Annotated in this window: 15 protein-coding genes and 1 pseudogene; 7 read left to right on the top strand and 9 right to left on the bottom strand. The window is 69.9% G+C overall.

Annotation, left to right across the window (positions count from 1 at the left end; all coding sequences use genetic code 11):
* Positions 1-704 precede the first annotated feature (704 nt).
* Together ACFYPC_RS08095 and ACFYPC_RS08090 are read right to left on the bottom strand one after the other, a co-directional pair.
* Entirely contained in the window at positions 705-1,142 is a 438-nt protein-coding gene (locus ACFYPC_RS08095; RefSeq protein WP_388672564.1) for a hypothetical protein, read from the bottom strand.
* Between the two features lie 385 nt (positions 1,143-1,527).
* Positions 1,528-2,472: a transcriptional regulator gene (locus tag ACFYPC_RS08090; protein WP_388673386.1), complete on the bottom strand. Its 945-nt coding sequence runs from the start codon at positions 2,470-2,472 to the stop codon at positions 1,528-1,530.
* Positions 2,473-2,584: 112 nt separating this feature from the next.
* Between ACFYPC_RS08090 and ACFYPC_RS08085 the strand changes: the two genes are divergently transcribed.
* Positions 2,585-3,493 carry an oxidoreductase gene (locus ACFYPC_RS08085; RefSeq protein WP_388672562.1) on the top strand — a complete coding sequence of 303 codons (909 nt, stop codon included), beginning with the start codon at positions 2,585-2,587 and terminating at the stop codon, positions 3,491-3,493.
* A 188-nt stretch (positions 3,494-3,681) separates the two neighbouring features.
* Positions 3,682-4,296, top strand: a complete 615-nt coding sequence (locus ACFYPC_RS08080; protein ID WP_388672560.1) for a DinB family protein — start codon at positions 3,682-3,684, stop codon at positions 4,294-4,296.
* Between the two features lie 81 nt (positions 4,297-4,377).
* On the opposite strand, the gene ACFYPC_RS08075 is transcribed toward ACFYPC_RS08080, so the two are convergent.
* A complete protein-coding gene (locus tag ACFYPC_RS08075) occupies positions 4,378-5,070 on the bottom strand; it encodes a formylglycine-generating enzyme family protein (RefSeq protein ID WP_388672558.1) in 693 nt (230 codons plus the stop codon).
* A 131-nt stretch (positions 5,071-5,201) separates the two neighbouring features.
* On the opposite strand from ACFYPC_RS08075, the gene ACFYPC_RS08070 reads away from it, so the two are divergent.
* Complete coding sequence (locus ACFYPC_RS08070) at positions 5,202-5,717, top strand: GNAT family N-acetyltransferase (protein ID WP_388672556.1); 516 nt, start codon at positions 5,202-5,204, stop codon at positions 5,715-5,717.
* Between the two features lie 181 nt (positions 5,718-5,898).
* Entirely contained in the window at positions 5,899-6,237 is a 339-nt protein-coding gene (locus tag ACFYPC_RS08065; RefSeq protein WP_388672554.1) for a transposase, read from the top strand.
* A 64-nt stretch (positions 6,238-6,301) separates the two neighbouring features.
* On the opposite strand, the gene ACFYPC_RS08060 is transcribed toward ACFYPC_RS08065, so the two are convergent.
* Both ACFYPC_RS08060 and ACFYPC_RS08055 read right to left on the bottom strand, forming a co-directional pair.
* A complete protein-coding gene (locus ACFYPC_RS08060; RefSeq protein WP_388672552.1) occupies positions 6,302-7,012 on the bottom strand; it encodes a hypothetical protein in 711 nt (236 codons plus the stop codon).
* A 106-nt stretch (positions 7,013-7,118) separates the two neighbouring features.
* Positions 7,119-7,784 carry an NADPH-dependent FMN reductase gene (locus ACFYPC_RS08055; RefSeq protein ID WP_388672550.1) on the bottom strand — a complete coding sequence of 222 codons (666 nt, stop codon included), beginning with the start codon at positions 7,782-7,784 and terminating at the stop codon, positions 7,119-7,121.
* 55 nt (positions 7,785-7,839) lie between these two features.
* Here ACFYPC_RS08055 and ACFYPC_RS08050 point away from each other — a divergent pair, with 55 nt between their 5' ends.
* The gene (locus tag ACFYPC_RS08050) at positions 7,840-8,436 is read left to right on the top strand and encodes a LuxR C-terminal-related transcriptional regulator (protein WP_388672548.1); all 597 of its coding nucleotides are present in this window, start codon (positions 7,840-7,842) and stop codon (positions 8,434-8,436) included.
* Here ACFYPC_RS08050 and ACFYPC_RS08045 read toward each other — a convergent pair.
* The 3 genes and pseudogenes from ACFYPC_RS08045 to ACFYPC_RS08035 form a co-directional block, all read right to left on the bottom strand.
* A complete protein-coding gene (locus ACFYPC_RS08045) occupies positions 8,371-9,372 on the bottom strand; it encodes a DMT family transporter (protein ID WP_388672546.1) in 1,002 nt (333 codons plus the stop codon). The genes ACFYPC_RS08050 and ACFYPC_RS08045 overlap by 66 nt on opposite strands.
* Before the next feature lie 115 nt (positions 9,373-9,487).
* Positions 9,488-9,556 (bottom strand): annotated as a pseudogene (locus ACFYPC_RS08040) (hypothetical protein); the annotation flags it as partial.
* Positions 9,525-9,905: an argininosuccinate synthase domain-containing protein gene (locus ACFYPC_RS08035; RefSeq protein ID WP_388672544.1), complete on the bottom strand. Its 381-nt coding sequence runs from the start codon at positions 9,903-9,905 to the stop codon at positions 9,525-9,527. The pseudogene ACFYPC_RS08040 and the gene ACFYPC_RS08035, both read right to left, overlap by 32 nt.
* A 641-nt stretch (positions 9,906-10,546) precedes the next feature.
* Between ACFYPC_RS08035 and ACFYPC_RS08030 the strand changes: the two genes are divergently transcribed.
* Both ACFYPC_RS08030 and ACFYPC_RS08025 read left to right on the top strand, forming a co-directional pair.
* Positions 10,547-11,065 carry a hypothetical protein gene (locus ACFYPC_RS08030; RefSeq protein WP_388672542.1) on the top strand — a complete coding sequence of 173 codons (519 nt, stop codon included), beginning with the start codon at positions 10,547-10,549 and terminating at the stop codon, positions 11,063-11,065.
* Positions 11,066-11,206: 141 nt separating this feature from the next.
* Entirely contained in the window at positions 11,207-11,839 is a 633-nt protein-coding gene (locus ACFYPC_RS08025) for a class F sortase (protein WP_388672540.1), read from the top strand.
* 91 nt (positions 11,840-11,930) lie between these two features.
* Here ACFYPC_RS08025 and ACFYPC_RS08020 read toward each other — a convergent pair whose 3' ends face one another.
* Complete coding sequence (locus ACFYPC_RS08020; RefSeq protein ID WP_388672538.1) at positions 11,931-12,713, bottom strand: sulfite exporter TauE/SafE family protein; 783 nt, start codon at positions 12,711-12,713, stop codon at positions 11,931-11,933.
* Positions 12,714-13,142 lie beyond the last annotated feature (429 nt).

Here is a 13,142-nt window from a genome sequence, read left to right as displayed (position 1 = left end):
ACGCCACCACCGAGCAGCCCGTGCGGCCAGGTTGAGGCGAATCCGCGGAATCTCGGCCGGGACCACTTCGACCGCTGAACTCGATCTCCAACCTCAGGAGTTCTGGTCGGCGAGTAGTTGTGAGACGCGTTGGGGCGAGATGCCGAGAACGTGGGCGATGTCTCGCCCAGTAATGCCCCGGCCTTTGAGGGCGGCAGCAGTGCGCCGAAGCTCGGCCGCTGCTTCCAGTTGAGCCTTGTGCGCGTCCACGGTCGCCTGAGTGGACGCTCTGACGCGGCCCTGGTTGTCGAGGTGGCAGCGGGCGGTCAGGCGTCAGGATCGACTTCGGGGCGCGTGAACCGCACAGGCTTGCCCAGCGACCAGGCAAAGGCGATTTCGGCTCGGGAGCTGTCTCCGATGTAGTCGCCAATTAAAGCGCCTGAGTTCGCGAATACTGAGCACTCGGCGCCTCGAACCTGGGTGGGAGCCGCGTGTCGGTTGGAGATCATCGTCGTTCCTTCATCCAGCAGGCGGGGTAAATATCGCGGCTATCGCGGGTCCGTGCCATTACTGGATTCCCAAGCTGCGCCGTGCCTGTATCGCGGATTGAGGCTCGCGGGGCACCGACGGAAATCGCTGATCAGCAGGCCTGTCGGGAGTTGGCGCTGCGATTCCCACGCTGTGGGTGATCGTTTCCCGCGGAGTAGCTACCTGTCTGGGCACAGTCAGTGGCGCCAGCGTTCGAAGAGATACCACTTGGCCTGGCCTGGGAGTTGGTGGCGCCAGAGCCACCAGGGCAGATTGCGGCGTGGGACGAAGTCCCACAGATCGTCGTCGGCTTCGTTGCCGCGTGGCTGGGTGCGCAGCAGGGCAAGGCATTCCCGGTCGACGGTGCGGTGCAGTCGCGCGACGTGCGCAAGCGCCACGGTGCCTTGATGTTGCCGCGTGGGGTCGGTGGCGCGGAGCGCCTGGGCGACGCGCGGCAGGATGGTCCCGGGATCGGGGTGGTGCAGGGCGAGCCCGATGACGGCGATGCCGACGTGGCGTTCACCGCGTTCGAAGGCCGCGTCGACGATGGCCGGGTCATGGACACCGATCAGTCCGGTGCCATGCTCCCAGTCGAGGGCTGGGGGCTGGGTCTCCGGTATCTCCTCGTACGCCATGACCGGACGATAGGCCGAGCGGCGTGGTTCGAGCCATTGGGTATCGAAGGCTCCGCAGCGCGGCAGACCTCATTGGCCCTCCGACGGAGAGCAAGCGGCCCATGGACAGTCCCTTTCGCGACTTCCGTCGGGACTGAACCCGTACCCGACCGCAAGCCGGGCAAGGCCACGATGGCGGTGAGCCGTGCGCCGACGACGGGTCCGGCCTCGCGCAGGGCGATCACGTCACCGCGCCTCAGACGCACGCCGCCACCGCTCGGGCCGCGGAGAAGCCGACGAACGTCAACATCCTCGCCTGGGCCGACTCCCTCCGCGTCCTCCACCCAACGTGTGAACGCATCACCCATGAGCCGCAGTTGCTCCCCAGCGCGTGCGGAGCGGAAAATTACGAGGATGCGGCAAGAACTGATTCGGCGACGGAAGTGCGGGCGTAGAGCACGTAACGGCCGGCTCGGTGCGCGCTGACCAGGCCGGCGTTGCGCAGTGCGGTGAGGCACTGGGACACTCCGGCCGCCGAGAGCCCCGTGCGGTGGGCGAGTTCGGTGGTGGAGGCCGGGGTGTCCAGTTCGGTCAGCAGCAGGGTCCGGGAGCGTCCGAGTACGGCAGCGAGGGCCTCGGTCCTGGTGACAGCCCGCCGTTCCCACAGCGAACCGGTACCGCGCGCGGGATAGGCCAGTTGCGGCGGCTCCGGCGGCCTCACACGAGTGAACGGGCCCGGTCCGGTGAAGACCGAGGGAATCAACAGCAGACCAGCACCTGCTGTCTTCCGGGAGAGGGGACGCTGTCGACGCGTCAGCCGCAGCGCGTTGTCGTCCCAACTCACCGAGGGATGCAGGTCGTTGAAGAGACAGCCTGCGCCGTGCTCGGCGACTCGCCGTGTCCGGTGGAAGATGTCGGCGTCGAGCACCGCTCGGATCCGCGCCCAGTAGGGCGCCAGCGCCAGCTCCCAGTAGGCCCTGACGTCTTCCACGACCTCGGCCAGGCGGACCTGTGGGGCGGCGTACAGGGCTCGTGCGCGGGGGCCGAGCCCTCCCTGCTCACGCATCAGGTGGTCGAGGTCCTCGCGTACGCGAGCGGCGGAAGCGTACTGGATTCCGGCCAGCTCCTCCGCCAGCGTGGGAGCCGGCCCGATGGGTGCCGGATTGAGGAAGTCGGGGACATAACCCCGAGGCGGGATCAGCTCGGCGAGCCAGCCCCGGTCAAGCCCGGCGGCTCTCAGCCGTGGACGCACCTGTTCTGCCCATGGCCGGTGCACGGGGTGCGCGGCGCCGGAGTACAGCAGTCGGAAACTGGTCCCGACCTCCCACATCGGCGAGACGGCGAACCGCATCTGCGCCAGATCACTCACTGAAAAAGCCAGCTCAGCCAATACGGACCCCCGCGGATTCACCTATGACTTAACCAATGGCCCGGCAGGATACCCCGCGGCGAACATGGCGGGCATGACCTCACAGACGATCACCGCAGCCGCGTCGGGTACCTGGAAGCTCGGCGACTTGACGGTCAACCGGATCGGTTTCGGCGCGATGCGCCTGACGCAGACCGGCGAGGCGTTCGCGGCCAACGCCATTCCAAGAGACCGCGGTCCGGCGATCAGCGTGCTGCGCCGCGCCGTTGAGCTCGGCGTGAACCACATCGACACCGCCGCGTTCTACTTCTCCTCGCTGCGCTCCGCCAACGAGCTGATCAACCGGGCCCTGGGTCCCTACCCGGACAATCTCGTGATCACCACCAAGGTCGGGCCGGGCCGAGACCCGTCGGGGGCGTGGCTGCCACACGCCGCCCCCGACCAGCTACGCGCCCAGGTGGAGGAGAATCTGCGCCAGCTCGGCCGTGACCACCTTGACGTGGTGAACCTGCGCGTCGTCGGTACCGCGTCAATCACCGAACGCTTCGGGGCACTGGCCCAACTCCGCGACGCCGGGCTCATCCGCCACCTGGGACTCTCCAACGTCACGCCGAATCACCTCGCCGAGGCCCAGGCCATCGCGCCAGTGGTCTGCGTCCAGAATCGGTACGGCATCGGTGTGCGGCCCGAGGATGACGAGTTCGTGCGTGCCTGCGGTGAGCAGGGGATCGCGTTCGTGCCGTTCTATGCGATCGCCGGTGCTGGGCGCGAGTTGGGCACGACCGATGTCGAGAGCGACGAGGTGCTTGCCGTCGCACGGGCGCACGGAGCGAGCGCGGCACAGGTGCGGCTGGCATGGACGCTGCACCGAGGGCCGCATGTGCTGGCCATCCCCGGCACCGGCGACCCGGATCACCTTGCCGCCAACGTGGCCGCCGGCGCGCTGCGCCTCTCGGAGGCCGAGCTGGCTGTCCTGGACTCCCTTCATCAGGACGGCACATGAGCGGAGGAAGTCAGGCGTGCCTGCCGCCCCGGCTGGTACGTCGTGGGCGCGCTGTTCGCCCTCACGGGCTTGGCGGCACCACTCGCCGTCCGCCTGGCACAGCGTCAGCAGCACGCCGCGCAGGCGTCCCAACTTGCGCCCTGAACAGAGGCGTTGGACGGTGACCGTACGAGCGTCAGACTGGCCCCATGATCGGATCAGACCCCAAGGACGACCTCCGCGTCTTCCTCCAGGACGCCCGCGACGCTCTGCTCTGGAAGCTCGAAGGGCTGTCGGAGTACGACATCCGCCGCCCCATGACTCCGACTGGCACCAACCTGCTGGGGCTGGTCAAGCACATGACCGGTGCAGAGGGCGTGTACCTCGGTGACACGTACGGCAGGCCGTTCGACGGGCCGCCCCCACCCTGGCTCCCCGGCAGTGACGCCGAGCCGAACTCGGACCTCTGGGCGACCGCCGATGAGACCCGTGAGGAGATCGTCGGGCAGTACCGCCGGGCGTGCGCCCACTCGGACGTGACGATCGAGTCGCTTGACCTCGACGCAGTCGGCCGCCTGCCCGGAAGGGAGGGGAAGCCGATAACGCTCCATCGATCGCTCGCCCACATGATCGCCGAGACCGGCCGGCACGCCGGGCACGCCGACATCGTCCGGGAACTCATCGACGGGACCGTGGGCCTGCGGACCGGGAACGACTACATGGCGCCCGGCGACGCGGCGTGGTGGGAAAAGCGTCGACACCGGCTGGAGCATGCGGCTCAGGAAGCAGCAACTCGCCACGCCCGCCCGGAAACTGCCCGGTGACGACCGGTCACGACTGGGCCCGCACCCGGGGCGCCTTCCCACTCCGTGCGGCGGGCTGTGCGTGACGCTGAACCCCGCGAGTCAGCTCGTGCCGGAGCGGGCCACGCGGAACCCGACGTCGTCGACCTGGAAGGTCGGGTGGCTGCGGCGGCGTACGGAGGAGCGGCAGCTCCAGTGCTCGTCGAACCAGCCGCCGCCGCGCAGCACGCGATAGGTGCCGTAGACCTCGGGGTCATAGGTGTCCCAGCACCACTCCCAGACGTTGCCGAGCATGTCGTGCAGGCCCCACGGGTTGGGGCGCTTGCCGCCCACGTGGTGAATGCGGTCGTGGGAGTTGTCGCGGTACCAGGCGATCTCGTCGAGCTGGCCGTAGCGCGGGCCGGCCGTACCGGCACGGCAGGCGTGTTCCCACTCGGCCTCGGTCGGCAGTCGGTAGCCGTCGGCGGAGGTGTCCCACGCGATGTCCTCCACATGCGCGCTGTCCTCGCCGTCGACGCGGAGGTCGTACGCGGGCGAGAAGCCCTCGCGCCGGGACAGGGCGTTGCAGAACCGGACGGCCTCCCACCAGGAGACTCCCTCGACGGGAAGGCGGTCGGCCCCGGCGGCGCTCGGCTGCAGGCCGGTCACCTGTGCGTACAGCATCCGCGTCACCGGGAATGCCCCGAGCCGGTAGGGGGCGAGCTCGACCGACCAGGCGCGCTGCGTGCGCCGGTCCGACAGCCTGACCTCCCCCGCGGGGATGGCGATCATCTCGTGCCCTGCGCTCGCGTCCATAGAGAAGCGATCTTACGAGTGGCCGCACGATAGTGACTCGATGTTGATCGCGTGGGAGCCCGCGATTTGAGCACTGGTATGTGGCAGTGCTGGCCTGGCAGGATCGGCTCGTGATCAAACCCTCGGTGACTATGCGAGAGCTCGTTGTCGGTGACTGCCACGCTGTACATGCCTTCGCAAGCCTGCCGGAGGCGTGCCGCTACCAGGCGTGGGGGCCGAACACCGAGGAACAGACACGGGACTTCGTCCAAGGCGCAGTGGATACCCGGTTGCAGTCCTCGCAGGCGAGGTTCGTGTATGCGGCCTGCCTCGACGGTGAACTCGTCGGCATCGGCGAGCTGAAGGTCCGTAGCCTGGCTCACCGCCAGGGCGAGATCTCCTATCTCGTCCATCCCCGGGTGTGGGGCCGAGGCGTGGGCTCAGCCATCGGCGGGGAACTTCTCGACAGGGGGTTCGGGCTGACAGGACTGCACCGGATCTATGCGACCTGCGATCCTCGCAACGTCGCATCGGCCCGGGTGCTGGGCAAGCTCGGCATGACCCGCGAGGGCCGGCACCGACACACCGCGCTGATCCGGGACGGCTGGCGTGACTCCGACGTCTTCAGCATCCTCGACCAGGAATGGGCGCACCGGCCCGGGGCCTGAACGATCGGTGTATTGGTGGTCAGGTTCCGGCAGCCGCCCTGGTGCCGGAGGGCGAAGAGCCGCGCGGGATCATCTGGAGTGTGAAGTCAAGTTGGGCCCGCGGGGCCTGCTCTGATTCTGCCCTGTGCGGGATCTCGAAGGAACACTTGGGTGCGCTGATCACCGAGGGCTGCACCCAAACGTGAAAGCCGAAGTCGATTCCGGCTGTGCCGGCCTGGCCCGCGACTTCCCCGGCCAGGTCAGCGCCTCACCGAAGAAGCCAGCGGCGGACGCCGGGCCGTCCGAGCGCCACTTCTACGACCACGCGCGCCGCCGCCAATCCCAACGGCGGATCATGGTCGAGCACGCCAACGCAGAGATCAAGCAGTGGCGGTCGCTGCAACGCTGGACCGGCGAGCGCGACGACCTGCCCGAGGTCATCGCCGCAATCGGCGCCATGGTCTCCGACCGCAGCGCCAAGCGCCCAACCCGCAGCAGGCCGAGCACGGAACTCGACCTCGTCCGCGCGACGGCCTGCTGATCCGCCCCCAAGCCGAACCGCCAGGCCAGCACATCCCAAGCCCTATCGTGCGGCTACTCGTTAGCTATCCGTGCAGCCAGACCCGCAGCGGGCCGACCGGTTCGAAGCCCTGGCGGACAGCTGCCGCCAGGTCGTCGCCGTGCTCGTAGCCGACCACCGGCAGGGTAGGGAACAGCCGGTGCACCGCGTCCAGTACGACCGGCCAGGCCGCATCAGGGCCGCCGTCCAGGGCGAAGACGTTGGAGATTCCGACCACCTCGTCGCCGCGACTCGCCACCGCTCCGGCAGCCACTCGACCCCCGGGTGAGTGCGCGGCGAGTACCAAGGTGTCCGGATCGTCGAGAAGTTCGGGCCGGAAGAGGTCCGCGTTACCGCCCCCGTCGTCCCAGGCCCGCGCCCAGTCACGCAGGGCGTCCGGGTCGCCCACCACGTCCCAGGCAAGATCCGAGGCGATGGCGGGCGCACCCGCCGGTCGGTGGATCCACTGCGCCTCGAACAGCACCTGGAAGCCGGCCCCCGCCAGGTCGAGGTCGGCGAAGCTGTCCTTGACGGAGGCGCCCGGTGCGGCGGTGTCGATCCGGGCTGTCAGCGCGGCCGGGTCGGCACCCGGCACCAGCGTCACCGCGTCGGGGTAGTACAGCGGCGTACGGGCCGGGGCGGCCCAGGCCTCTGCCCCGAACTCGCCCGCCACGTCGTGCGATTGGCTCATCACCGCGCACCAGGCGGCGTTGTTGCGGGCGGCGGTCTCAGCCAGAAGCTGCTTCGGTGTTGTCACGTGCGGATCATGCCGGGCATTCCGCCTGGCCGCAGCCGCGTTTACGTGACGCCCATGAGGTGTCGTTCGCCACGACGCCGGCGGGGCGGCCTTCGTCGCGGACGCCTCACCCCACGTACGGACGCCTCCCCTTCGCCTCCATCAACGCCCTTGCCCACCAAGCCAACTGATCCAGCATCACATCAACAGCCGCCGCCGGTCCCGTCGTGTCCCGGGGCTGCCCCTTCGCGTCGAACGCGGCACCCGCGCCGTGGAACGACACCGTGTCGCGCACTGTCACGGCGTGCAGTTCGGCGAAGACCTGGCGGAGGTGTTCGGCGGCGCGGAGGCCTCCGGCGAGGCCGCCGTAGGAGACGAGGGCTACGGGCTTGGCGCGCCACTCGGTGTAGTGCCAGTCAATGAGGTTCTTCAGACCCGCAGGGAAGGAGTGGTTGTACTCGGGCGTGAGGACGACGAACGCGTCGGCGGCGGCGAGGGCGGGGCTGACCCTGGTCAGTTGGGCGGCCGTCTCGGGGGTCGGGGAGAGCGTCGTGGGGAGGTGGACCGAGGCGACGTCGACGACCTCGGGGACGAAGTCGGCGCGTTCGCCGATCCGGCCGAGCAGCCAGTCGGCCACGACGGGACCGAAGCGGCCCTCGCGGTTGCTGGCGACGACGACCGTGACCCGTACCGGAGGCTCGGGCTCCGGGAGGGGGGCAGGGGCGGGGGCGGTGTTCGGGGCGGTGGTCGAGGCGGTGGTCGGGGCGGTGGAATCAGCTGTGGGTGTCTTCATGCACCCCAGCCTCATACCTCAACCTTTGTCGAGGTCAAGGCGACAGCGCGTCGAGATGGAGATCCTGTCACTGCATCCGGGCCGTGCACTGCCCGCCGGCATGATCGAGGCGGGCTTCGAACGGGACCAGCCCGCACTGAGCCGCGGCGTAGGCATCCGCACCATCCATCTCGGCTCCGCGGCCGCCGTACCGCACATGGCCGCCTGTCTGCGCCGCCTCGGCGGCGCGGGCGCCCAGGTGCGCACCGCACACACGCTTCCGCTGCGTCTGATCGTGGTGGACCATTCGCTGGCGATCGTGCCTGCTCCGCAGGCCGCTGACGGGGAGATCGCCGCTGTCGTCCTGCGCGGCAAGACCCTGGTCGACGTGTTCAGAGGCATCTTCGAGCATTACTGGGCGGGCGCGAGCGTGCTGACCGACACGGCTGCCGGAGCAGAACCCGGCGATGGTGACTGGCGGCCGACCGGCCGCCACCGCGAGCTTGTACGGATGCTCGCCGGCGGACTGACTGACGAGGCGATGGCCCGCAAGCTCGGGGTCTCCGAACGCACGGTCCGCCGCCTCGTCTCCGAGCTGACCGAAAGGCTAGGCGCGTCCAGTCGTTTCCAGGCCGGTGTCTGCGCCGTCCGTCTGGGCTGGCTCGATGACTGAAACGGCCTGCTCCGTCCCGTCCCCGGCCGCCGCCCGTTCCTGCGGTACGGCCGCGGTCCGCCCCCACGCCGTCCCCGCGAGCACAAGCAGCGCGCCCACGAGGCCGACCCACCCAGGCCGGTCGCCCGCCAGGGAGATACCGAACACCGCAGCCCACACCGGCTCCGTCCCGAGCAACAGACTGACCCGGGAAGGAGACGTCTTGCGTACCGCCCACATCTGAACAAAGAACGCGAACAGTGTGCAGAACGCCGACAGGTAGAGCAGCCCCAGCCACTCCCCGGTCCCGAAGTCCGCCGCGGCCGCCCACGGCGCGCTCCCGGTCCCCGGTATCGCTGAGAGCAGCGCGAACACCACGACGGCGCTGCCCAGTTGGACCGTGGTCATCGACAGCGCATCCGCGCCCTGTACCGACTCCATGCGCGACATCGCGAGAACGTGGACGGTACGGGCGACAGCCGCGCCCAGCATCAACAGGTCACCGATCGACGGCTCGCTGAAGCCGGAGCCCTGTGTCAGGAGCAGCACGCCGAGCACCGAGAGCCCCGCCGCGGCGACGAAGGACCGCGGCAGCGTCGTCCCGCGCATCCGGCTCTCGGCGATCGGCGTGAAGATCATGGTGAGGCTGATGATGAGCCCGGCGTTGGTCGCAGAGGTGTGCACGACGCCGTACGTCTCAAGCAGGAAGATCCCGGCCAGGATCAGGCCGAGGACGCCTGCCCCGCCCAACTGCGCACCACTCAGCGCCCGCAGCTTCCGCCACCCGGCGACGACCAGCACAGGCAGCACCACGGCGAACCGCAACACGAGCACCGCCAGCACGGTCTGCGTCGTGGTGACGCCCTTGGCAGCGAGGTAGCTGGAGCCCCACACCACTGCGACCAGCAGGACGGGCAGATCGGTCAGCCAGGCACGGCGGGCCGCGGTGACGCTCACAGGGACTCCTCGATAGCTCTGTCGGAACGGCTGCGGCGCAGCGCGCAGTGTAGGCGATCACCAATACGTCGCGGTGGGCCGCGCGTTCGGGGTCCACCGGCTGCACCGGGGTCACCGAGTGCAGGGTGCGTCGGTCGTCGCCGAGCAGCAGGTCACCCGGCTCGGACAGCGTAGTGGTGAGCAGGCACTCGCCCTCGTCGGTGTAGACGCCGCTCTCGCCGCCGGTGACGTTGACAAGTCGGCGAGCTTGTCGTCCCGGGTGACCGGCTCCAGGTCGTACGGGCTGCCGTACGCGCCTCGTAACCGAGCAGTCGCAGTGCCCCGTTGAGCCGGCGCAGGGTGTTCTGCGAGCGGTTGGCGGCGTGCAGCACAGCCTGGGCGCCGAGGGTGCGGGCCAGTTCGACGGCACTCTGAGCTATCAGCGGGCGGCTCAGCGTGGAGCTGACCGGATGGATACCGAGATAGACGGCCTGGGCCGCGATCGCCGGCGCGACATACCGCCCGGCGAACTCCTCCCCGCACGTCCGGCACACCCATCCGACGCAACCGCAGCAGGAGATACGAGCTGTCCAAGCCCCCACTGAACAGGGTCACGACCGGACGGTCGGGGTCGAGTTCTTCGAGCTGAGAAAAGGGCTGAGAAAAGGAACGTACGAGCGGGGGCCGCATGGCCTCTCCAACCTCTGTACTGGTCACAGACATGGAGACTTCCGTGCACGACGGCCCCCGGCAAGGACTTCCGGGCTTCCGGGCCCGCCATGGCCGGGCCCGGCCATGGCGGGCCCGGAAGCCCCGCTGGGCACTCAGGTCCGGGCAATCAGGAGGTGGGCACAACGAGCGGCATGGGCGGCTGGGGGGCGGCAAAGGCGCCACCACACGGCCGACGCCGTTCACGCGGCATCCCTGCTCCCTCCAGTCACCCGTTCACACCCCTGCCCCGCCTTCTTCGGGTTCTTTTCCGCAGCGCGCCACCCATACCCCGGTGACCTGCCGGAATGTCATCGATCCAACCCTTCCGGGCCACTCGCCTGACACCCGTTCACATCATTTCTGACGCTTCATCAGGAAGCGCGCTTGGCCATGTGCCACTTACCTCGGAAGGGCAGGGGCACGACCGACGCAGCGGCACTTGGGGGTGTCGCCGGCCGCGCCCCCCTCGGAGGAGCAGGAAACGATGCGACGCACAGTCCGTCTGGTGACCGGTACCGCACTCGCCGTCGCCGCCGCGGGCCTCGCCGCCGCGCCCGCTTACGGCGGGGACTCAGGCGGCCTGGAGATCTATCCGTCCACCGTCGTCCCCGGCGGTGACGTCACGGTGAACACGGCGGCGTGCGGCGCGGACGGCACCGCGTCGGCCGACGCCAGCGCGGTGGGCGCGGGCACGTTCGCGCTGGCGCCCAGCGCGCACGAGCAGGACGCGATCGGGCAGTTCCGGGTACCGCCGGGCGCACAGCCGGGGACGTACGAGATCGTCGCGAAGTGCCCCGGCGGCCGACAGGTCACCGGCGACCTGATGGTGACCCTGACGTCCACGCGCCAGCAGATCCCTCCGCGCGGACATGTGAAGACGGGGGTCGGCGGCGCACTCGGCCCCGACCCCGTGCAGACCACGGCGGGAGTGGCGGCCCTGGCCGTCGCCGCCGCGGGCGGTACCTGGCTCCTGCATCGCCGGGCGAGAGGCGACGGGATCTGACGGACACCCTCCGCTGTCCGTCCACCAGTACCGCAGTCCCCTTCCCCTCCGTGGCCCGACGCCCCTCGCGGCCCGGAGGGGAAGGGGACCGACCCCGACCCCAATCCCTGGAGAGGCCAGGCCCCTGAGAGAGGAGCTCACGTGCGCCGCCGGGTCAGCAACATCGCGATAGCTTCGGTCACCGCGGTCGCCCTCTGCTCCGGCGCCTGGCTGCTGCGCAGCGGCGCCGAGACGCACGCGCCGCCCCAGCCTTCGGCCGCGCAGGCGGGCGCCAAGGAGCCTGCCGGTAGATCACCGGCGGCGCGGGCGCTGCCCCACTCCCCGCCCGACCGCATCCGCATCCCCTCGATCGGCGTGAACGCCCCCCTCATGGGCCTCGGCCTCACCCCGCAGGGCAGCCTGGACGTCCCGCCCGCCGCGAAGAAGAACCTCGCCGGCTGGTACGAGGCGGGCACCACCCCCGGCGAGACGGGCACCGCCATCGTCGCCGGACACGTCGACAACGCCGACGGTCCCGCCGTCTTCTACGACCTCGGCGCCCTCAAGAAGGGCAGCCGCATCGAAGTGGAGCGCCGCGACAGCAGTACGGCCGTCTTCACCGTGGACGCCATCGAGGTGTACGACGCCGACGACTTCCCCGACGAGAAGGTCTACGGCGCCGCGCACCGCCCCGAACTGCGCGTCATCACCTGCGGTGGCGGGTATTCGAAGTCGACGGGATACCAGGGGAACGTGGTCGTCTTCGCCCATCTGACCGGCAGCCGCGCCCGCTGATCGACGGTGGTCATTCGCCGCGACGGGAGTCGGCGGCGGGACCATCTCGACGCCACCCTGCAGCGGTAACGCCGTCGTGGATGCAGTCCCCCTACGCCACCCACTGCTGATACGCCAGATTCGCCACCAGCGCGAACACCACTGTCAGCAGCACGACCCGTACGAACCCGCTTCCCTTCTTGAGCGCGGTGTGCGCCCCGGCCATGCCGCCCGCCAGGTTGAAGACGGCCATGAGTGCGGCCAGTTGCCAGAACACCGTGCCCTTCCAGGCGAAGGTCGCGAGGGCGCCGCCGTTGGTGCAGCAGTTGACGATCTTGGCGGTGGCCGAGGCCGTCACCAGGTCGAGGTGCAGGAGTGCGGTGAGGGCGAGGACGAGGAACGTACCCGTGCCGGGTCCGATGAGCCCGTCGTAGAAACCGATACCGAGGCCCGCGAGTCCGATCGCGGCGACGACGCGGCGCGGCGAGACCGGGGTGGTCGAGGGCGCCGTACCGAAGGCGGGCTTGAAGATCACGAAGGCTCCGACGCCGAGCAGGACGACCATGACCACGGGCTTCAGCACGTCGGTACTCATGCCGGTCGCGACGAACGCCCCCGCCGTCGAACCCGCCAGCGCCCCGAGCCCGATCCGTACAGCCGTGCCCACGTCCACCGGCGCCTTGCGCGCGTACGTCACCGCCGCGCCCGTTGTCCCGACGATCGCGACCGCCTTGTTCGTTCCGAGCGCGTACGCGGCCGGGGTGCCGCCCGGCAGCCCGAGCAGCATGGCCGGGAGCAGGAGCAGCCCGCCGCCACCCACCACCGCGTCGATCCAGCCGGCCGCGAGCGAGGCGAGGCAGAGGACGGCGACCGTGGTCAGCGATATGTCGGGCATGATCGCGACCCTATGGGACGAGATAGATGTGTCGTCCATCGGTCTCGGGAAGCTTGAGGATCTTAAGAGCTTCGGCATCCGCTGGGCCCGCCCGCGCGGGCGGTCCTTACGCGACTCGGCAGGCTGGGTCGCCTGCGCGGGCGAGACTTCCACGGCTCGGGAGGCTGGGTCGCGCGCGCGGGCGAGACTTCCACGGCCCGGCAGACTGAGCCGCCCGCGCGGGCGAGACTTCCACGGCCCGGCAGACTGAGCCGCGCGGGCGAGACTTCCACGGCCCGGGAGGCTGAGCCGCCCGCGCGGGCAGGACTTCCACGGCCCGGCAGGCTGGGTCGCCCGCACGGCCGGGGCTCCCGGCGTCCGGCAGGAAGAGCTCCCGTGCGGCCGACTCATCCGTGGTTCGGCCCGCGGGGCCCCCGACTCCTCACATCC

Origin of the sequence: Streptomyces sp. NPDC005808, assembly GCF_042871385.1 — a bacterium.
In the GTDB taxonomy this organism is placed as follows: Bacteria; Actinomycetota; Actinomycetes; order Streptomycetales; family Streptomycetaceae; genus Streptomyces.
This window is presented reverse-complemented; position numbering and strand designations above follow the sequence as displayed.

Excerpts from the sequence above, each read along its gene's own strand:
- ACFYPC_RS08030 (WP_388672542.1), top strand. The coding sequence starts at position 10,547 with ATGCGACGCACAGTCCGTCTGGTGACCGGTACCGCACTCGCCGTCGCC.
- ACFYPC_RS08085 (WP_388672562.1), top strand. The coding sequence starts at position 2,585 with ATGACCTCACAGACGATCACCGCAGCCGCGTCGGGTACCTGGAAGCTC.
- ACFYPC_RS08095 (WP_388672564.1), bottom strand. The coding sequence starts at position 1,142 with ATGGCGTACGAGGAGATACCGGAGACCCAGCCCCCAGCCCTCGACTGG.
- ACFYPC_RS08050 (WP_388672548.1), top strand. The coding sequence starts at position 7,840 with ATGGAGATCCTGTCACTGCATCCGGGCCGTGCACTGCCCGCCGGCATG.
- ACFYPC_RS08070 (WP_388672556.1), top strand. The coding sequence starts at position 5,202 with ATGCGAGAGCTCGTTGTCGGTGACTGCCACGCTGTACATGCCTTCGCA.
- ACFYPC_RS08090 (WP_388673386.1), bottom strand. The coding sequence starts at position 2,472 with ATGCGGTTCGCCGTCTCGCCGATGTGGGAGGTCGGGACCAGTTTCCGA.
- ACFYPC_RS08080 (WP_388672560.1), top strand. The coding sequence starts at position 3,682 with ATGATCGGATCAGACCCCAAGGACGACCTCCGCGTCTTCCTCCAGGAC.
- ACFYPC_RS08075 (WP_388672558.1), bottom strand. The coding sequence starts at position 5,070 with ATGGACGCGAGCGCAGGGCACGAGATGATCGCCATCCCCGCGGGGGAG.
- ACFYPC_RS08055 (WP_388672550.1), bottom strand. The coding sequence starts at position 7,784 with ATGAAGACACCCACAGCTGATTCCACCGCCCCGACCACCGCCTCGACC.
- ACFYPC_RS08020 (WP_388672538.1), bottom strand. The coding sequence starts at position 12,713 with ATGCCCGACATATCGCTGACCACGGTCGCCGTCCTCTGCCTCGCCTCG.